2 protein-coding genes (1 of these 2 only partly in view) are annotated in these 22,059 nt (G+C 76.9%); both read left to right on the top strand.

All coding sequences use genetic code 11. From position 1 onward, the window contains the following. Window positions 1-12,629, top strand: partial view of an amino acid adenylation domain-containing protein gene (locus ACMA1D_RS29955; protein WP_414727129.1) — the 3' portion only. It extends 6,040 nt beyond the left edge of the window; only the last 12,629 of its 18,669 coding nucleotides appear in the window; its start codon lies beyond the left edge, outside the window; it ends in the stop codon at window positions 12,627-12,629. Beyond that, window positions 12,626-22,059 (top strand): amino acid adenylation domain-containing protein (locus ACMA1D_RS29950; RefSeq protein ID WP_414727128.1); only part of this gene is annotated, 9,434 nt, incomplete at its 3' end. The genes ACMA1D_RS29955 and ACMA1D_RS29950, both read left to right, overlap by 4 nt.

Here is a 22,059-nt window from a genome sequence, read left to right as displayed (position 1 = left end):
TCGCCGGCGCCGGCGTCGCCACCGGCTACCTGGGGCGCACCGCGCTCACCGCCGAACGCTTCGTCGCCGACCCCTTCGCGGGCGCGGGCGCGCGCATGTACCGCACCGGCGACCTGGCCAGGCAGCGCCCGGACGGCACCCTTGAGCTGGTCGGCCGCGCCGACCAGCAGGTCAAGATCCGCGGCCACCGGGTCGAGCCGGGCGAGGTGGAGGCCGCGCTGCGGGCCGAGTCCGGGGTGCGGGACGCCGCGGTGGTCGCCGCCGCCGGCGCCGGCGGCACCCGCCTGGTCGGCTACGTGGTCGCGCCCGCCGACCCGGCCGCGCTCGACGCGCTGCGTACGGCCCTGGCCCGCAGGCTCCCCGACCACCTGGTCCCCGCGCTGCTGGTGCCGCTCCCCGAGCTGCCGCGCACCCCCAACGGCAAGCTGGACCGCGCGGCGCTGCCCGCACCGGAGTTCGACGCGCCGGCGGGACGCGCGCCGAGCGGTCAGCGCGAGGAGTTGCTGGCCGGACTGTTCGCCGAGGTCCTCCAGGTGCCGCGGGTCGGGGCCGACGACGACTTCTTCGCCGTCGGCGGCCACTCGCTGCTCGCCGCCCGGCTGGTGGCCAGGGCGCGTGCGGCGGGGCTCGACCTGTCGGTGCGGGCGGTCTTCGACGCGCCGACCGTCCAGGCGCTGGCCGCGCTGGCCGCCGCCGACCGGCCGGCCGTGCCGGAACTGGCCGCCGGCGCCAGGCCCGTACACCCGCCGCTGTCCCCGGCCCAACGCCGGCTGTGGTTCCTGCACCGGCTGGCCCCGGGCGCCGGCTACCACCTGCCGTACGTGCTGACCCTGCGCGGCGAGGTGGACCCGGCCGCGCTGCGGGACGCCGTGCACGACCTGATGGGCCGGCACGAGGTGCTGCGCACCGTCTTCGCCGAGACCGCCGACGGGCAGCCGTACCAGCGCGTCGCGACCGACTGGCAGCCGCCGTTCACCACCCGCGCGGTCACCGAAGAGGATCGGGAAACGGTCCTCGACGCGCTGGCCGGGCGCCCCTTCGACCTGGCGGCCGAGTTCCCGCTGCGGGTGAGTGCGCTGCACGGCGACGGCACCTGGTCGGTGCTGCTCCTGCTGCACCACATCGCCGCCGACGAGGGCTCCGTGGACCCGCTGCTGCGGGACCTGGCCACCGCGTACGCCGCCCGCCGCGCCGGCCGGGCCCCGCAGTACGCGCCGCTGCCGGTGCAGTACGCGGACTACGCCGGCTGGCAGCTCGACCTGCTGGCCGGACCGTCCTGGGACCGGCAACTCCAATACTGGCGCGAGAAGTTGGCCGATGCGCCGCGCGTCATCGAACTGCCGGCCGACCGGCCGCGGCCCGCGGTGCCCAGCGGACGCGGCGGGTTCGTGCCGTTCGCGCTGTCGGAGCGGACGACGCGGGCGCTGCGCGAGCTGGCCGCGGTGCGCGGGGTCACGCCGTTCATGGTGGCCCAGGCGGGCGTCGCCGTACTCCTGCACGCCGTCGGCGCCGGCGATGACCTGCCGCTCGGGGTGCCCACGGCGGGCCGCGACGACCGCAGGACGGAGGAGTTGGTCGGCTTCTTCGTCAACACCCTGGTGCTCCGCACCGACCTGAGTGGCAACCCCACCTTCGGCACGCTCCTAGACCGGGTGCGGCGCACCACGCTGGACGCCTTCGACCACGCCCAGGTGCCCTTCGAGCGGGTCGTCGAAGAGCTCAACCCGGACCGCTCGCCGGCGGCCAACCCGCTCTTCCAGGTGATGCTGACGTACCAGAACCGTACGCCGGCGCCGTTCGTCGCCGAGGGCGTCGCGGTGGAGTTCGGGCTGCGCGAGACCGACACCGCCAAGTTCGACCTCATCGTCGGCTTCACCGACCACGCCGGGGACGGGCGGCTGACCGGCGCCCTCAACTACAGCGCCGACCTCTTCGACCGGGCCACGGCCGCCGCGCTCGCCGGCCGCCTGGTCAGCCTGCTCGACGCGGCCCTGACCAGCCCCGACACCCCGATCAACCGGCTGCCGCAGCTCACCGCTGACGAGCGGCGCACGGTGCTCAGCGAGTGGAACCCGCGCGGCGCGCAGAGCGGCGAGCCCGACCTGATGGAACGGTTCGCGGCCGTGGTGCGGTCCGCGCCGCACGCCCCCGCCGTCAGCCACGCCGGACACACCCTCAGCTACGGCGAACTCGACGCCCGCACCGAGCGTCTGGCCGCCCGGCTGACCGCACTCGGCATCGGCCCCGACGACCGCGTCGCGCTCCTGCTGCCGCGCACCCCGCTGGCGGTCGTCGCCGTCCTCGCGGTGGTCCGTGCCGGCGCCGCGTACCTGCCGATCGACCCGCGCTACCCGGCCGACCGCATCGCGTACACGCTCTCCGACGCCACGCCGGCGGCCGTCCTGACCACCGCCGACCACGCGGCAGCGGACGCGCTGCGCGGGCACCGGGTGCTGACGCTGGCCACGGGCGGGGCGGTCCTCGCCCAGACGGGCGCGCCAGCGGGAGCGGCCGGAGTAGCCGGAGCGGGTAGCGCCGCCGGGGGCGACGGGGCGGCGGGGGGTGCGCCCGGCGCCGGTGGCGCGCCCGCCGCCTCGCCCGACCACGCCGCGTACGTCATCTACACCTCGGGCTCCACCGGCCGGCCCAAGGGCGTGGTGGTCACCCGGCGCAACATCGGCCGGCTCTTCGACGCGACCCGCGAGCGGTTCGGCTTCGGGCCGGCCGACGTGTGGACGATGTTCCACTCGTACGCCTTCGACTTCTCCGTCTGGGAGCTGTGGGGCGCGCTGCTGCACGGCGGCAGGCTGGTCGTCGTCCCGCACGACACGGCCCGCTCGGCCCCCGACTTCCTGCGCCTGCTCCAGACCGAGCAGGTCACCGTACTCAGCCAGACGCCGGCCGCCTTCTACCAGCTCACCGATGCCCTGGACGGCGCGGAGCCGCCGGCATCGGTGCGCTGGGTGGTCTTCGGCGGCGAGGCGCTCGACCCGCGCCGTGCCGCGCCGTGGACGGCCGGCGCCGACGGCCCGCGGCTGCTCAACATGTACGGCATCACCGAGACCACCGTGCACGTCACCGAGCACGAACTGACCGCGGCCGAGACCGCGCCCGCCGCGGCCGACGTGGCCAGCCCGATCGGCCGCGCCATCGACGACCTGCGGGTCTACGTCCTGGACGGCGGGCTGCGACCGGTGCCGCCGGGCGTCACCGGCGAGCTGTACGTGGCGGGCGGCGGACTCGCCCGCGGCTATCTGAACCGGCCGGCGCTGACCGCGGACCGGTTCGTGGCCAACCCGTTCGGGGCACCGGGCAGCCGGCTGTACCGCAGCGGCGACCTGGCCCGCTGGTCGGCCGGCGGCGTGCTGCGCTACCTGGGCCGCGCCGACCACCAGGTCTCCGTGCGCGGCTTCCGCGTGGAGACCGGCGAGATCGAAGCGGTGCTGCTGGCGGTGCCCGGCGTACGCGCCGCCGCCGTGCTGCTCCGCACGGACCTGCCCACCGGGGACGGGCTCGTCGCGTACGTCGTGGGGGAGCCGACCCCGGCGACGGGAGGCACCCCGGCCCCAACTCCGGCCCCCACTCCGGCCTCGGCGCCGGTCACCGCCCCGGCCCCGGTCGCGGCCGACCGCCCAGGCGAGTCCGCCGCCACCCTGCGGGCCGCCTGTGCCGCAGCGCTCCCCGAGCACATGGTGCCCGCTGCCTTCGTCACCCTGGAGCGGCTGCCGCTGACCACCAACGGCAAGCTCGACCGGGCCGCGCTCCCGCAGCCGGGGCGGGCCGCCACCACCGGCGGGCGCGCCCCGCGCACCCCGCACGAGCGGCTGCTGTGCGACCTGTACGGCCGGCTGCTCGGCCTGCCAGCCGTCGGCATCGACGACAACTTCTTCGCCCTCGGCGGCCACTCCCTGCTGGTCACCAGGCTCGCCGGGCTGATCGCCGCCGAACTGGGCGTACGGCTGCCCATCCGGGCCCTGTTCGAGGCCGCCACGGTCGCCGAGCTGGCCGACCGCATCGCCGCGGCCGATCGGGCCGAGCGCACGCCCTGGCCGGCGCTGGCCGCCACAGCCGCGCGCCCGGCCGCGCTGCCGCTCTCCCCCGCGCAGCAGCGGCTGTGGTTCCTGCACCGGCTGGCCGGCTCTGGCACCACCTACACGGTGCCGCTGGTGCTGCGCACCCGCGACCGGCTCGACGAGGGGGCGTTGCGGCACGCGCTCGCCGACCTGACGGCCCGGCACGAGGTGCTGCGCACCGTCTTCCCCGAGCACGAGGGCCGCGCGACCCAGCGGGTGCTGCCCGCCGCGGCGGCGGCCCCCGCCCTGCACACCGCCCAGCTCCTCGCGGACGCGATCACCGACGAGGTGCGCAGGCTCGCCGCGTACGAATTCGACCTCGCCGCCGAACCGCCGTTGCGCGCCCACCTGTTGCACGCCGCCGGCGGGGAGAGCGCCCTGCTGCTCCTGCTGCACCACATCGCCTGTGACGAGTGGTCGAGCGGCCCGCTCGTCGCCGACCTGGCCGCCTGCTACGCCGCCCGGCTGCCCGGCGCGACCGTGGGCCTCCCGCCGGCGCCCGCCGTGCAGTACGCCGACTACACGCTGTGGCAGGCGGCGGCCCTCGCGGACCGGGAGGAGTCGCTGACCGCCTACTGGCGCACCGCGCTGGCCGGCGCGCCCGAGGAGATCGCGCTGCCGCTCGACCGGCCGCGGCCCACCGAGGTGGACCAGCGCGGCGACTCGGCCGAGTTCACCATCGACGCGGCCTCGCACCGGGCTGCGGCCGAACTGGCCGCGGCGTCGGGGGCCACGCTGTTCATGGTGGTCCAGGCGGCGTTCGCGGCGCTGCTCACCGCGCACGGCGGCGGCACCGACCTGCCGATCGGCACGGTGCTCAGCGGACGCACCGACCGGGCCCTGCACGACCTGGTCGGCCTGGTCTCCAACACGGTGGTGCTGCGCACCGACACCTCGGGCGACCCGACCTTCAGGGAACTGGTCGAGCGGGTGCGCGCGGTGGACCTGGACGCCTTCGACCACGGCGACCTGCCCTTCGAGCGGCTGGTGGAACGGCTCAGCCCGGAACGCTCGCTCGCCCGCCACCCGCTGTTCCACGTCGCCCTGGTGCACCAGAACGCGCCCCGCGGCACGGTGGACCTCGGCCCGGCAGCCGCGACGGTCGAGCTGGTCGAGACCCGGGGCGCCAAGTGGGACCTGACGCTGGCCGTCGTGGAGGAGGCGGGCCGGCAGGGGCTGCGCGCGGCGTTCAACTACCGTACGGCGCTGTTCGACCGGGAGACCGTGCAGGCGCTCGGCGAGCGGCTTCGCACCCTCCTGGCCTGGGCCTGCCGCCACCCGGACACCCCGCTCAGCGCCGCAACGCTGCTCTCGACCGCGGACCGGCGCCGGGTGCTCACCGAATGGAACGACACCGCCCACCCGCTGCCGCCGACCACGCTGCCCGCACTCGTCCGCGCCCAGGCCGCCCGCACACCGCAGGCCACCGCGCTGGTGGCAGGGGAACAGCGCCTGAGCTACGCGGAGTTCGACGCCGCGGCCGATGCGCTGGCCGTCCGGTTGGCCGGTGGCCAGAGGCCGGCCGGCGACGGCAGTGGCAGCGGTGGCAGCAGCGGCGACGGTGGCGACACCGCGAGCGGGCCCGGCCGCAGCGTCGGCGCCGGTCGGGGCGATGTGGTGGCCGTCGCGCTGCCCCGTTCGGCCGCCCTGGTGCTGGCCCTGCACGCCGTGCAGCGCACCGGCGCCGGCTACCTGCCCGTCGACCGGGAGCTGCCGCGCGAGCGGATCGCCGCCCTGCTGGTGGACGCCGGCGCCGCGGCCCTGGTCACCACGCGGGAGCTGGCCGACCAGTGGTTCCCGTCGCCCGACACGCTCGGCTCGGCCAGTACGGGCAGTGTGCTCGGCGACGCTGATGGCCCCGGTGCCGGCGCTGGCGACGGCTGGCGGTTCGCCGTCGGCGCGGCCCGCGACGGGGCGGACCTCCCCCTGCTGACGATCCCGCTGGCGGTCACCCCCGCGGGCCCGTCGCCCGCGGACCCGTCCACGGACCCCTCACCCACGGACCCCGCGCCCGCGCGCCGCCCCGGTCGCCGGCCCACCGCACCGCTGCCGCAGGACCCGGCGTACGTCATCTACACCTCGGGCTCCACCGGGCGGCCCAAGGGCGTCCAGGTCACCCACGAGGCGATCGCCAACCGGCTGCGCTGGATGCAGGACCGCTACCCGCTCGACGCCACCGACCGGGTGCTGCACAAGACCCCGGCCGGCTTCGACGTGTCGGTGTGGGAGCTGTTCTGGCCGCTGCTCGCCGGCGCCACGCTGGTGGTCGCGGGCCCCGACGACCACCGCGACCCGGCCGCGGTCGCCGCCCTCATCCGCAACCGGGCGATCACCACCGCGCACTTCGTCCCCTCGATGCTGGCCGCCTTCACCGCCGGCGCGAGCGCCGCCGACTGCGCCAGCCTGCGCCGCGTCTTCGCCAGCGGCGAGGGCCTGCCGCCGGCCGCCGTCGCCGGCTGGCAGCGGCTGGCACCGCAGGCCGAACTGCACAACCTGTACGGGCCGACCGAGGCCGCCGTGGACGTCACCGGCTGGCACACCGGGCCCGCCGACGCCACCGCGGTCCGGGTGCCGATCGGCCGGCCGGTGTGGAACACCCGCACCCTGGTGCTCGACGCCGCGCTGCGCCCGGTGCCGCCCGGGGTGCCCGGCGAGCTGTACCTGGCCGGCGCCCAACTCGCGCTCGGCTACCTCGGCCGGGCCGCGCTCACCGCCGAACGCTTCACCGCCGACCCGTACGGGCCCCCCGGCTCGCGCCTCTACCGCACCGGTGACCTCGCCCGCTGGCGGCGCGACGGCACCCTGGAACACCTGGGTCGGGCCGACGACCAGATCAAGCTGCGCGGGCTGCGCATCGAGCCCGGCGAGATCCAGGCGGCCATCGACGCCCACCCGGCCGTGGCGCACAGCGCCGTGATCGCCCACACCGACCCGGCGACCGGCGCCGCGCACCTGGTCGGCTACCTCGTACCGGCCGCACCGCCCGTCGACGCCCGGCCGGCCGGGGAGCAGCCGGTCGGGGAGGCGCCGGCGGCGGGCCCGCTGGACGCGGCGGCGCTCCGAGCGGTCCGCGACCATCTCGAAGCGGTGCTCCCCGCCCATCTGGTGCCCACCGCGCTGATCCCCATCGACGCGCTGCCGGTGACCCGCAACGGCAAGCTCGACCGGGCCGCGCTGCCCGCGCCCGAGCTCGCCGAAACTGCCGAGCAGGTGGCCGCGAGCACCGCTGACGAGCGGCTGCTCGCCGGGCTGTTCGCCGAGTTGCTGCACCTGCCCGAGGTCGGCACCACCGACAGCTTCTTCGCCCTGGGCGGCGACAGCATCCTCTCCATCCACCTGGTGGGCGCCGCGCGCCGGGCGGGCCTGCGGTTCACCCCGCAGGACGTGTTCCGCCAGCGCACCGTGCGCGGCCTGCTCACGGTGGCCGAGCACGCCCCGGACGTGCCGGACACCGTGCCCGCCGGCGAGGCGCCCCCCGCACCGGCCGTCGGGGCGGTGTGGCCCGTCACCCCGCTCCAGGAGGGGCTGCTGTTCCTGTCCCGCTACGACGAGAGCGCGCTCGACCTCTACCACGTCCAGGTCACCCTGCATCTGGCCGGCGCCCTCGACGCCGCCGCGCTGCAAGCGGCCCTGCACCACGTGGTCGCGCGGCACGCCCCGCTGCGGACGGCGTTCGTGCCGGCTTCCGACGGCCCCGCCGCGTACGGCACGGACCCCGCCGGTGACGCGCCGGGTACGGGGCCGGGTTGGGTGCAGCGGGCGGCCGAGCACGCGGCGGTCCAGCTCACCGAGCGCGACCTGCGCCGGCACACCCGCCGCGAACGACAGCGGCGGGCCCGCCGCGCCGCCGAGGACGACCGGTTGCGCCGCTTCGACCTGGCCGCCCCGCCGCTGCTGCGCTGCACCCTGATCCGACTCGACGACACCACCAGCGAACTCGTCCTCACCGGCCACCACCTGGTGCTCGACGGCTGGTCGATGCCGCTGCTGGTACGGGAGTTGCTCCGCTCCTACGCCCGGGAGCGGGCCGAGAGCGCGCCGGCGGCCGGCCCCGAAGACGGAGACGCGAACGCGGACGTGACCGGGAGCGGGGTCGGGGGCGCCGTGCCGCCGGCGCTCGCGCCGGCCCCGCACTACCCGCACTACCTGCACTGGCTCGCCGGGCAGGACCGGGCCGCGGCCGGCGCCGCCTGGCGCGCGGCACTGGCCGGCTGCACCGAACCCACCCTGTTGGCGCCCGCCGCGGCCGGCCGGGTGGTGGCGGGACCGCCGGAGGAGCTGACGCGCGTGCTGGACGCCGAGTTCACCGCGGAACTCGCCGCGTTCGCCCGGGCCACGGAACTCACCCTGGGCACGGTCGTGCAGACCGTGTGGGCGTTGACCCTCGCCGCCTGCACCGGCCGCACCGACCTGCTCTTCGGCACCGTCGTCTCCGGCCGCCCCGCCGAGGTGCCCGGGGTGACGCGGATGGTCGGACTCTTCGTGAACACCGTCCCGGTCCGGGTCGGGCTGCGCCCGCAGGAGTCGCTGCTCGACCTGGCCACCCGGGTGCAGGAGGAGCTGACCACGCTGCTGCCGCACCACCATCTGGGCCTGGCCGACATTCAGCGCGAGACCGGCATCGGCACGCTCTTCGACACCCTGACGGCCGTCGAGAACTACCCGGTGGACGACCTGGCGGAGCTCACCGCCGGCACCGGCCTCACCGTCGCCGACGTACACGGCTGGGACGCCACGCACTACCCGCTGACCTGCGTCGCCATCCCCGGTGAACAACTGACGCTGCGGCTGAAGTACCAGCCGGACGCGGTGGACGCGCAGGCCGTGGAGCGGATCGCGGAGCGGGTACGGGCCGGGCTGCGCGCCCTGCTGACCGAGCCGCACACCCCGGTGGGCGCGCTCGACCTGGCGCTGCCCGCCGAGCGCGCCGCCCTCGCCGAGCGTCAACACGGCCCGACCCCGCCACCGCCCGCCACCTGGGCCGAACTGGTCGGCGCCCAGGTGCGCAGCCGCCCGCACGCCATCGCCGTGACCGGACCCGCGGCCACGACGGCACCTGCCACGCCGGGTGGACCGGACGCGGCGGACGCGGCGGGCAGGTCGGGCGGATCGGCAGCCGCCCGTGGCTCGGGAGCTGCCGGCGTGCCCCGTACCGAGTTGACCTACGCCCAACTGCACCGAGAAGCGGGTGAGTTGGCGGCCCGCCTGGTCGCGCACGGAGCCGGGCCCGGCCGGCTGGTGGCCGTCGTGCTGCCGCGCTCGGTCGACCTGGTCGTCGCCCTCCTGGCGGTGCAGCGGGCCGGCGCCGCCCACCTGCCCGTCGACCCCGACTACCCGCGCCAGCGCATCGCCTACATGCTCACCGACGCCGCCCCGGCGCTCGTCCTCACCACCGCCGACCTCGCGCCCGGGCTGGCCGCGACCGGGGCCACGGTGCTGTCCGTGGCGGACCTGACCGGGCCTGCGCCGTCGCCGGCGGACCCGGACGCCCCGCCGAGCCGGGCGCCGCTGGACACCGCGACGCCGCGCGACGCCGCGTACGTCATCTACACCTCGGGCTCCACCGGCCGGCCCAAGGGCGTGGTGATCGAGCACCACGGCCTGGCCGCGCTGGCCGCCGCGCAGGCCGACCGGCTCGCCATCGACCCGGACAGCCGCGTCCTGGCGCTCGCCTCGCCGTCCTTCGACGCCTCGGTGATGGAGACGCTGATGGCGCTGGCCACCGGCGCCACCCTGGTCGTCCCGCCGCCCGGGCCGCTCGCCGGCGAACTCCTCGGCGAGGCGCTCGCCGACCACCGCATCACCCACGCCCTCATCCCACCGACCGCCCTCACCGGCCTCGAACCCACCGGCCTCGACCACCTGCGGACCCTCGTCGTCGGCGGCGAGGCGTGCTCGGCCGAACTGGTGGCCCGCTGGGCGCCGGGGCGGCGCATGGTCAACGCGTACGGGCCGACCGAGGCGACCGCCTGCGTGACGATGAGCCCACCGCTCACCGGCGCGGCGACCCCGCCGATCGGCAGCCCGCTACCGGGCGTCACCGCCCACGTCCTCGATCCGCTGCTGCGCCCGGTGCCACCCGGCGTGGTCGGCGAGTTGTACGTGGCCGGGGCCGGCGTCGGCCGCGGCTACCTGGGCCGGTCCGCACTCACCGCCCAACGCTTCACGGCCAGCCCCTTCGGCCCACCCGGCGCCCGCATGTACCGCACCGGCGACCTGGTCTCCTGGGGCGGGGACGGACAACTGCGCTACCACGGCCGCGGCGACGACCAGGTCAAGGTCCGCGGCTTCCGGGTGGAGCTCGGCGAGATCGCCACCGCCCTGACCCGCTCGCCCCAGGTGCGTACGGCCGCGGTCGTGGTCCGCTCGGACGGCGGCCCCGGCCGGCTGGTGGGGTACGTCGTCCCGGCTGCACCGGCTGCACCGGCTGCACCGGCTGCACCGGCTGCACCGGCTGCACCGGCTGCACCGGCGGTTCCGGGTGCCGCGCCTGCCGCGCCTGCTGCGCAACCAACCCCACCCGCCCCGATCGACACCGAAGCCCTGCGGGCCCGGCTCGCCGTCGAGTTGCCCGAGCACATGGTGCCCGCGGCGCTGGTCGTCGTGGAGCGGCTGCCGGTGACCGCCAACGGCAAGCTCGATCAGGCGGCCCTGCCCGCCCCGGACTTCGCCGCCGGCATCGGGCGGGAGAAGCCGGTGGGGCGGGTCGAGGAGGTGCTGGCCGAGCTGTTCGCCGGGGTGCTCGGGCTGCCCGAGGTCGGCGCCCAGGACAGCTTCTTCACCCTCGGTGGCGACAGCATCCTGTCCCTGCAACTGGTGGCCAAGGCCCGTGCGGCGGGCATCGGGCTCACCCCGCGCGAGGTCTTCGAGGAGACCACCGTACGGCGGCTGGCCGCCCTCGTCGACGCACGGGCCGAACCCGCGGGACTCACAGATCTCGCAAGCCCCACGGGCCCGGCCGGCCAGCATGCCCGCGCGCTCCCCGCGCCGAGCGGCCCCGTACCGCTCACCCCGATCATGCGATGGCTGGCGGGGCGCGGCGGGCCCACCGCCCGGTTCAGCCAGTCCATGCTGCTCACGCTGCCCAGCGGCGTCGGAGCCGGCGCCCTGAAAGCGGTGCTGGCGGCCCTCGTCGACCGGCACCCGATGCTGTGCGCCCCCGTCGACCTGGCCGCCGAACACGGCACGTTCGCGGCGCCCGGGCGCGCCGCGCCGCCGGCCGGCGCAGCCCCGCCGCTGCGTCGCGTCGCCGGGCCCGTACCGCTCGCCGACGCCGCGATCGAGGCCGCGGCCGAGTCGGCCGCGGACGCGCTCGACCCAGCCGCCGGACGAGTGCTCCAGGCGGTCTGGTTCGACCCCGGGCCCGCGCATCCGGGCCGGCTGCTGCTGGTCATCCACCACCTGGCGGTGGACGGCGTGTCCTGGCGGATCATCGCCGACGACCTGCGCACGGCCTGGGAATCGGTGGCAGCCGGCCGGCCGCCCGTGCTGCCAAAGGTGCCGACCTCCTTCCCCGCCTGGGCCGCCGCCCTGCCGGCCGTCGCCGCCGGCCGGCGGGCCGAGATCCCGCAGTGGCAGGCCGTGTTGGCCGCCCCCGAAGGGCTGCCCGGCGGCCGGGCGGCAGGGCGGCTCACCGACACCGTCGGCGCGGCCGAGCACCGCATCGTGGTACTGCCGCCGGCCGCCACCGCACCGCTGCTGACCACCGCCACCGAGCGGTACCGCGCCGGCGTCGGCGACCTGCTGCTGACCGCGCTCGCCCGGGCCGTCGGCGGCTGGGGCGGGGTGGCCAGGGCCGACTTCCTGGTGCACGTGGAGGGCCACGGCCGGGAGGAGCACATCTGCCCGGGGGCCGACCTGTCCCGTACCGTCGGCTGGTTCACCAGCCTGTACCCGGTACGGCTCACCGCCCCCGTCACCGGGCCCGCGGCCGATGCGGTGCGCCAGGTGAGCGACGCCCTCACCGCGCTGCCCGACAGCGGCATCGGCTACGGCCTGCTGCGCCACCTCGACCCCGTGGGCGGTGCCGCGCTCGCCGATCACCCGGCGCCCCGGATCTCCTTCAACTACCTGGGCCGGTTCACCCAGGCCGCCGACGAACGGGCCTGGGCGGCGGCGCCGGAGGCAGGCGTGCTCGGCGGTGCCATCGACACCGCGCTGCCCATGGCCCACCCGTTGGAGCTCAACGCGGTCACCCGGGACACCCCGGAAGGCCCCGCCCTGCACACCAGGCTCACCTGGGCGCCGGGTTCGCTGACCGGCGAGGAGGTGGCCGACCTCGGCGAACGCTGGCTGGCCGAACTGACCCGGATCGCCCACGACACCGCCGTAGCAACCGGCCCGGGCGCCGGCCAGGACACCGCCCCGGCGGGCCGTACCGACCCGCCCCCGCCACACGACCCCGGCGAGCCGCCCCAGGCCGCCGACGGCGAGCCCGAGCCCACCGCCCCGGCCGCGCCGCCCGCCCCCGAGCCCGCGCGAGGGCCCACCCCCTCGCTGTCCCCGCTCAGCCCCGAACAGAGCGCCCTGCTCCAAGCACGATGGAGGAACCGGTGAGTGAGCACGACGGCCTGGACGACATCCTTCCGCTGTCCCCGTTGCAAGAGGGCCTGCTCTTCCACTCCGCGTTCGACGCGCAGGCGCTCGACGTGTACACCCTGCAACTCGCCTTCGACCTGCGCGGCGCCGTGGACGCTGGCGCCCTGCGCGCCGCCGGCGGGCAACTCCTGGCCCGGCACGCCAACCTGCGCGCCGCCTTCCTCCACGAGGGCCTGGACCGCGCCGTACAGGTCATCCCGCACCGGTGCGAACTGCCCTGGGAGGAGTACGACCTGACGGGGCGGGCGCCGGACGACCAGGACCGCGAACTGGCCCGGCTCACCGCAGCCGACCGGGCCCGCCGCTTCGACCTGACCGAGCCGCCGCTGCTGCGGATGACGCTGATCAAGCTCGCCGACGACGCCTGGCACCTGCTGCTGTGCGCCCACCACATCCTCATCGACGGCTGGTCGGTGCCGCTGCTCGGCAAGGAACTGTTCGCCTGCTACGCGGCCGGCGGCTCGGACGCCGCCCTGCCCCCGGTCCGCCCGTACCGCGACTTCCTGGCCCACCTCGCCGGCCAGGACGGCGACGCGGCCGAGACCGCCTGGCGCACCGCCCTGGCCGGCCTGGCCGAGCCGACGCTGCTGGTGCCCGGCCGCTTCGCCGGCGTGCCCGAACTGCCCACCCAACTCGACCTGGCCCTACCCGAAGGCGTCGGCGCCCGGCTCGCCGCGCTGGCCACCGCCCAGGGCCTGACCAGCGGTTCGCTCTACCAGGCGGCCTGGGGCGCCACCCTGGCCCGGCACACCGGCCGCGCCGACGTCGCCTTCGGCACCACCGTCTCGGGCCGGCCCGCCGAACTCGACGGCGCCGACACCATGATCGGCCTGTTCATCAACACGCTTCCGGTCGCCGTGCACGCCCCGCCGGCGCGCCCGCTGGTGGAGGTGGCGCACGCGCTCCAGCGCGCCCAGGCCGCACTCCTCGACCACCAGCACATCGGCCTCGCCCGCATCCAGCAGGCCATCGGCATCGGCGAACTCTTCGACACGCTGCTGGTGGTGGAGAACTTCGCGGTGGACTCCGACGGCCTGGCCACCGCCCAGGCCGCGGGCGGCCTCCAGGTCGCCTCCGTACGCGGCGACGACGCCACCCACTACCCGGTCACCGTCGTCGTCCACCCGGGACCCACCCCGCACCTGGCCCTGCGCTACCGCCCCGACCAGCTCACCACCGAGGCGGCCCGGGCCCTCGGCGCGGCCTACGTCCGGGTCCTGACCGGCTACGCCGACGACGCCGACCAGCCGGTGGGCGCGGTCGAACTGCTCGCCCCGCACGAGCGCCGCCGGGTCCTGGACGACGGTGCCCCGCTCACCACCGAGCCGCCCGCGCGCGATGACACCCTCACCGCCCGCTTCGCCGCGGCCGTGCGCCGCGACCCGGACGCCACCGCCCTCACCCACGGCCCGGACCGGCTCAGCTACCGGGAACTGGACCGGCGCTCGGACCACCTGGCCCGGCTGCTGCGCGAACACGGAGCAGGGGCCGGCCAGTTGGTGGCCATCGCCCTGCCGCCCGGCACCGACCAGGTCGCCGCCGTCCTCGCCGTCCTCAAGACCGGCGCCGGCTACCTGCCGCTGGCGGCCGACGGGCCGGCGGACCGCGCCGCGACGGTCCTCGCCGACGCCGCCCCCGTCGCCCTCCTCACCACCGACGACACCCTCCCCGGCGCCCCCGCCGGCATCCCGCGCATCGCCCTGGACGCGCCCGCCACCACCGCACGGCTGGCCGCACTCGCCGCCCCGACCGGCCCCGCCGCCCCGCCACCCCCGCGCATCACCGCCGACCACACCGCGTACGTCATCTACACCTCGGGCTCCACCGGGGCGCCCAAGGGCGTGGTGGTCCCGCACGGCAACGTGCTGCGGCTCTTCGACGCCACCGAGGAACTGTTCGCCTTCGGCCCCGCCGACGTGTGGACCCTCTTCCACTCCTACGCCTTCGACTTCTCGGTGTGGGAACTGTTCGGCGCCCTGCTGCACGGCGGGCGCCTGGTCATCGTGGACCAGGCCGTCAGCCGCGCCCCCGACGAGTTCCGCGCCCTGCTCGCCGCCGAGCAGGTCACCGTGGTCAACCAGACCCCGTCGGCCTTCTACCAACTCGCCGAGGCCGAGGACGCCGCCCGCGCCGACGGCGCCGGCCCGCTGGCGGTGCGCACCGTCGTCTTCGGCGGCGAGGCGCTCGACCCGCAGCGGCTGACGCCCTGGCTCGCCCACTACGACCACCAGGCGCCCGAACTGGTCAACATGTACGGCATCACCGAGACCACGGTGCACGTCACCCAACTGGTCCTGGGTCCCGACCACACCGACCCCACCGACCGGCCGCACAGCCCCGTCGGCCGGCCGATCGACGACCTCGGGCTCTACCTCCTGGACTCCGCGCTGCGCCCGGTGCCGCCCGGCGCCACCGGCGAGTTGTACGTCACCGGGCCCGGCCTGGCCCGCGGCTACCTGGGCCGGCACGCCCTGACCGCGACCCGCTTCGTGGCCGACCCGTTCGGCGCCCCCGGCGCCCGCATGTACCGCAGCGGCGACCTGGCCCGCTGGACCGAGGACGGCGAACTCGACTACCTGGGCCGCGCCGACGACCAGGTGCAGATCCGCGGCTTCAGGGTGGAGCCCGGCGAGGCGCGGGCCGCGCTGGCCGCCGAACCCGACGTCGCCGACGCCGTCGTACTGGCCCGCCCCGGGCCCGACGGCGCCACCCGGCTCATCGGCTACGTCCGCCCGGCCACCGACCACCTCGATCCGGCGCGGCTGCGCGCCCGGCTCGCCGAGCGGCTCCCCGGCCACCTGGTGCCGGCCGCCGTCGTCCGCGTCGAACGGTGGCCGCTGACCGGCAACGGCAAACTCGACCAGCGGGCCCTGCCGGAGCCCGAGCGCGCCGGCAACGGCGCGTCGCGCCCGCCGCGCACCCCCGCGGAAGAGATCGTCGCCGGCCTCTTCCGCGACCTGCTCGGCCTCACCCACCTCGGCGTCGACGACGACTTCTTCGCCCTCGGCGGCCACTCCCTGCTCGCCACCCGCCTCGCCTCCCGGGTCCGGGCCGCACTCGACGCCGAGGTGTCGGTGCGCGACGTCTTCGAGGCGCCCACCGTCGCCGGCCTGACCCGCCGCGCCGAGCCCGGCAGCGCCCGCCGCGCCGCCCTCACCCCGCGCCCGCGCCCCGAGCGGGTGCCGCTCTCGCCCGCCCAGCGCCGACTGTGGTTCCTGCACCAACTGCATGGCCCGAGCGCCACGTACAACATCCCCTTCGTCGCCCGGCTCACCGGCCCGCTGGACGTGCCGGCGCTGCGCGCCGCGCTCGGCGACGTCCTGGAGCGGCACGAGAGCCTGCGCACCGTCTTCCCGGCCGTCGACGGCCGCCCGTACCAGCAGGTGCTGCCGGTCGCCGAACTCGGCGACGTGCTGCCGGTGCACCAGGTCACCGCCGGCCGCTGGGAACGCGAACTCACCGCGCTCACCGGGGCCGCCATCGACCTGGAGCAGCAGGCCCCGCTGCGTGCCGCGCTGCTCGCCATCGGGCCGGACCAGCACGTCATCGCCCTGGTGGTGCACCACATCGCCGCCGACCAGTGGTCCGCAGGGCCGCTCCTGGGCGACCTGGCCACCGCCTACGCGGCCCGCCGCGCGGGCCGGGCGCCCGCCTGGGAGCCGCTGCCGGTGCAGTACGCCGACTACGCGCTGTGGCAGCGCGAGGTCCTCGGCTGGGGCGAGGACGGACCGCTGCCGGGCGGCCCGCTCCAGACCCAGGTCGACTACTGGCGCGCCCAACTCGCCCACCTGCCCGACGAGACGGCCCTGCCCACGGACCGGCCGCGCCCCGCGCACCCCAGTTACCGGGGCGGCTTCGTGCCCTTCCACGTCCCCGCCGCGACCCACCGTGCGCTGCGCGAGCTGGCGAGCGCCTGCTCGGCGTCGCTGTTCATGACCGCGCACGCCGCCCTCGCCGCCCTGCTCAGCAAGGTCGGCGCCGGCACCGACGTGGTGATCGGCACGCCCGTCGCCGGCCGCTCCGACACCGCACTCGACGACCTGGTCGGCTTCTTCGTCAACAACCTGGTGCTGCGCACCGACACCTCGGGCGACCCCAGCTTCCGCACCCTCATCGACCGGGTGCGCGGCGTGGACCTTGCCGCCTACGCCCACGCCGACGTGCCCTTCGAGCACCTGGTGGACGTCGTGAGCCCGCACCGCTCGCTGGCCAGGCACCCGCTGTTCCAGGTGATGCTGGCGTACGAGAACCGGGCCGCCGCCGAGGTCGGGCTCGCCGGCGTGCAGACCACGGCGGTGCCCGCGCTCGGCGACGCCGCCAAGTTCGACCTCACCTTCACCCTCGCCGAACGGGCGGGCACCGACGGCATCGACGGAGTGCTTGAATACGCCACCGACCTCTTCGACCGGGCCTCGGCGGCGGCGCTCGCCGACCGGCTGGTGCGCCTGCTGACCGCAGCCGTCGCGCAGCCCGACGCGCCGCTGCACCGGCTCGACGCGCTCTCGGCGGCTGAACGCGCGGCGCTGACCGGCACCGCCACCGGCCCGACCGCCGGCGCACCGGCCCCGGGCGGTCCCGCCGCCCTGGGCCCGGCCCTTGCGCCCGGTGGGCCGCGCACCCTGCCAGGACTGTTTGCCGCCCGGGTCGCGGCGGCCGGCGACGCCCCGGCCATCGCCGGCCCCTCCGCACACACCGGCGCCCATGTCGAGCTCACCTACCGGGAGTTGGACGCGGCGGCCAACCGGCTCGCGCACACCCTGATCGCGCACGGCGTACGCCCCGAAGACCGGGTCGCCGTCGCCCTGCCGCGCACCGTCGACGCCGTCGCCGCCTTCCTCGCCGTGGCCAAGGCCGGCGCCGTCTACCTACCCGTGGACCCCGACTACCCGGCCGAACGGGTCCGGTTCACGCTCGCGGACGCCGCCCCCGTCCTCGCCCTCACCGCGCCGGGCCACCACCTGCCCGTGCCCGCCGGACTGCCCACGCTCACCCTGCCGGCCCTGCCGGCCCTGCCGGCCCTGCACCCGACGCCCGTGCAGGGCGGGCCCGACACCGACCCGGGGGCCTGGCGCGCGCTGCGGCCGGATTCGGCCGCGTACGTCATCTACACCTCGGGCTCCACCGGCCGGCCCAAGGGCGTGGTGCTCTCGCACGCCGGGCTGCCCGCGCTCGCCGACACCGTGATCACCGGCTTCGCCGCCGGACCCGGCTCCCGGGTGCTCCAGTTCGCCTCGCTCAGCTTCGACACCTCGGTGTGGGAGATCGTCATGGCGCTGCTGTCCGGCGGCTGCCTGGAGATCGTGCCGGCCGACCGGCGGCTCGGGGAACCGCTCGGCCGCTTCATCGCCGAACGCGGCATCACCCATCTGACGGTGCCGCCCGCCGTACTCGCCGCGCTGCCCGCCGGCGCGCTCGCCCCCGGCACCACGCTCATCGTCGCCGGCGAGGCGTGCGCGCCCGAACTGGTCCGCGCCTGGGCCCCGCACACCCCGATGTTCAACTCGTACGGGCCGACCGAGACCACCGTCGACGCGACCCTGTGGCGCTGCGCGGCCGACGCCCTGGGCAGCGGCCCGGTGCCGGTCGGCCGCCCCGTCACCGAGACCGCCTGCTACGTGCTGGACGCCACCCTCCAGCCGGTGCCGCCCGGCACTCCGGGGGAGCTGTACGTGGCCGGCAGCGGGCTCGCCCGCGGCTACCACGCCCGCAGCGGGCTGACCGCACAGCGCTTCGTCGCCGACCCGTACGGGGCGCCCGGCGCCCGCATGTACCGCACCGGCGACCTGGCCCGCTGGGGCGCCGACGGTTCGCTCGTCTACCTCGGCCGCGCGGATGACCAGGTCAAACTGCGCGGCTTCCGGATCGAACTCGGCGAAGTGGAAGCGGCGCTCGGCGCGCTGCCCGGCGTCCGGCAGGCGGTCGCACTGCTCCGCGAGGACCGGCCGGGACAGCCGGTGCTGGTGGGCTACGTGGTGATGGACGCCAAGTCCGACGGCGCGGCCGGTGCCGAGGCCGCTCGGGGCGGGGCCGTGCCCGGTGCCGGCCCCATCGGGACCGGCACCGGTACCGGCGGCGCCGACGGCCCGCTGGATGTGGCGGCCGTACGGGCCGCGCTCGCCCGCACCCTGCCGGATTACCTGGTGCCCGCCGCCGTGGTGCGCCTGGACGCCTTCCCGCTCAGCCCCAACGGCAAGGTGGACCGCTCCGCGCTGCCCGCGCCGGCCGACACCGGCGCCGCGGACGACCTGCCGCTCGACGGGGTGGCGGCGACCCTCGCCGGCCTCTTCGGGGAGGTGCTGGGCCGGCCGCGGGTCGGTGGTGCGGACAGCTTCTTCGCCATCGGCGGCGACAGCATCTCCTCCATCCAACTCGTCAGCCGGGCCAGGGCGGCCGGGCTGGCGCTGACCGCCCGACAGATCTTCGAGCACCGCACCCCGCTGGCGCTGGCCGCCGTCGTCACCCCGCTCGCCGACCCGGCCCGGGCCACGGCCGTGGGCGCGGTCGAGCGGGGCACCGTGCCGCTCACCCCGATCATGCAGTGGCTCGCCGCCAGACCGGCCGCCTGGCGCACCTTCCACCAGGCCGTACTGGTCCGGGTGCCCGGCACGCTCACCGAGCAGGGGCTCGCCGAGGCGCTGGCGACGCTGGTGGCCACGCACGCCATGCTGCGGGCCCGGGTGGTCCGCGACGCCGACGGCCGGCCGGCCCTGACCGCCGACCGCCCCGCCCCGGACCCGGCCGCCGCCTCCGCCGACGGGGCCCCCGCCGCGTACCGGTTGACCGTCGTGGACACCGCCGACGCCGGCCCCGAGCGGCTGCGGGCGCTGGTCGCCGAGCACTCGGCCGCCGCCGTCGACGGGCTCCGGCCGGAGGCGGGGCGCCTGGTGTCGGCGGTGTGGTTCGACGCCGGGCCGGGCGAGGTGGGCCGGCTGCTGCTGACCGTCCACCACCTGGCCGTGGACGGCGTCTCCTGGCGCATCCTGCTCGCCGACCTCGCCGCCCTGCTCGACGGGGAGTCCGCGGGCCCTGATCGGGACCGAGGGTCAGCCGCCGCGGCCGGCCGGCGGCTGCCGCCGCCCGGCACCTCCTTCGGCCACTGGGCCCGGGAGCTGTGGGCGGGCGCGGCCCGGCACGAGGACGAGCGGGAACACTGGGAGCGGACCCTGGCCGGGGACGAACTCCCGCTGGGGGAGCGGCCCTTGGACCCGGATGCCGACCGCGCCGCCGACGGCCGTACGGTCCGTACCGTCATCGAGCCCGCCCTCGCGGGGCCGTTGCTCGGCGAGGTGCCCGCGGCCTTCCACGCCAACCCGGAGGACGTGCTGCTGGCCGCGCTGGCGCTGGCGGTCACCGCCGAACGCGCCCCGGGCGCCGGCCGGGACGGCGCGTCGGGTGCCGGCTCCGTCCTGCTCGACCTGGAGTCGCACGGCCGCCACGAGGACCTGGTGCCGGGCGCCGACCTCTCCCGTACGGTCGGCTGGTTCACCACCCAGTACCCGGTCCGCATCGCCCCCGGTACGGCCGGCGCCGCCGCCGCGGTCAAGCGGGTCAAGGAGCAACTGCGCGCCGTGCCGCGCCAGGGCACCGGCTACGGGCTGCTGTACGCCCAGGCGCCCAGCGGTGCCCAGATCGCCTTCAACTACCTGGGTCGCTTCGACGGCGCCAGCAGCGACGACCCGGTCGCCGGGAGCTGGACCCCGGCCCCCGAATCGGACGCCATCACCGACCCCACGCTCCCCGCCGATCACGTCCTGGACGTGCACGCCTCGGCCATCGACGGGCCGCACGGGCCGAGCCTCACCATCCGCTGGACCTACCCGCCGGGGCTGCTCGCGGCCGAGCGGGTACGCCGGATCGCCGACCGCTTCACCGCGACGCTGCGCGAACTGGCCGACGGCACCGCGGGCACCTGCGTCACCGGCGCCGCACGGGGCGGGCACACCCCGTCCGACTTTCCGCTGGTCACCCTCGACCAGGCGCAGGTCGAGGAGTTGGAGCGGCAGCACCCCGCGCTGACCGACGTACTGCCGCTCTCCCCGCTGCAACAGGGCCTCGCCTACCACGCCCTGTCCGACCCGGACGCGCTCGACGTCTACCTGGTCCAACTCGAACTGGAGCTGACCGGCACCCTGGACGCCGGCCGGCTGCGCCGCGCCGCACAGACCGTCGTGGACCGACAGCCCAGCCTGCGGGCCGGGTTCGGGCAACTGGCCGACGGCAACCTGGTGCAGTACGTCACCGGGGCCGCACCGCTGCCCTGGCGGGAGATCGACCTACGGGCCGAGCCGGCCCCGCACCTGGCGCTCGAAGCACTCACCGCGGCCGACCGCACCGAGCGCTTCGACCTGGCCCGGCCGCCGCTGCTGCGCTGCACGCTGGTCAGGCTCGCCGACGACCGGCACCGGCTGCTGCTCACCAGCCACCACCTGCTGATGGACGGCTGGTCCACGCCGCTGCTGCTGACCGACCTGTTCGCCGCGTACGCCGGGCAGCCGCTGCCGGCCCGCCGCCCGTACGCCGACTACCTGCGTTGGCTCGCGGGCCGGGACCGGCCGGCCGCGCTGGCCGCCTGGCGGGCGGCGCTCGCCGACCTCACGCGGCCCGCACTGCTGGCGCCCGCCGCGGGCCGGGGCCGGCCCGCGGTGCCCGGCGAGGTGGAACTCACCCTGTCGCCCGAGACGACCGCGACCCTGGAGGGCGCGGCCCGGGTGGCCGGCGTCACCCTCAACACCCTGGCCCAGACGGCCTGGGGCCTGGTCGTCGGACAGCTCACCGGCGCCGCCGACGTGGTCTTCGGCACGGCCGTCTCCGGGCGGCCCCCGGAGCTGCCGGGCGTCGAGTCGATGATCGGCCTGTTCGTCAACACCGTGCCGACCCGGGTGCGTCTGAACCCCGGCCGCAGCCTGCGCGACCTGCTCGCCGAGGTGCACGCGGAGCAGATCGCGCTCATCGACCACCAGCACGTCGGGCTCGCCGACATCCAGCGGGCCACCGGGAACGACGCGCTCTTCGACACCATGATGGTGTTCGAGAACTACCCGTTCGACGACGAGGCGCTCAGCGGCAGCGAGCGCGCCGCCGGCCTCGCCGTCCGCGGCGTGGGCGGCCGGGACGCCACCCACTACCCGCTCACCTTCTCGGTCACCGCCCAGGCCGGCCGGCTGCGCCTCGCCCTCAAGCACCGCACCGACTGCTACCCGGCCGAGGCCGCCGCCGACGTCCTGCGCCGGGTCGCCGTGGCCGTCGAACGCCTGGCCACCACCCCCGACGCCGCGGTGGCCGCGGTCGACACCGCCGACCCGGCCCGCCCGCCGCGCTGGCGGCTGTCCGGCGCCGCGGCCCGGCCGCTGCCGTTGCCCACCGCGCGGCCCGCGGACGGGGACCGCAC

Source organism: Streptomyces sp. 796.1, assembly GCF_047525675.1.
Classification (GTDB): domain Bacteria; phylum Actinomycetota; class Actinomycetes; order Streptomycetales; family Streptomycetaceae; genus Streptomyces.
The sequence above is the reverse complement of the archived record's forward strand: the minus strand, read 5'-3'. Positions and strand labels throughout refer to the sequence as shown.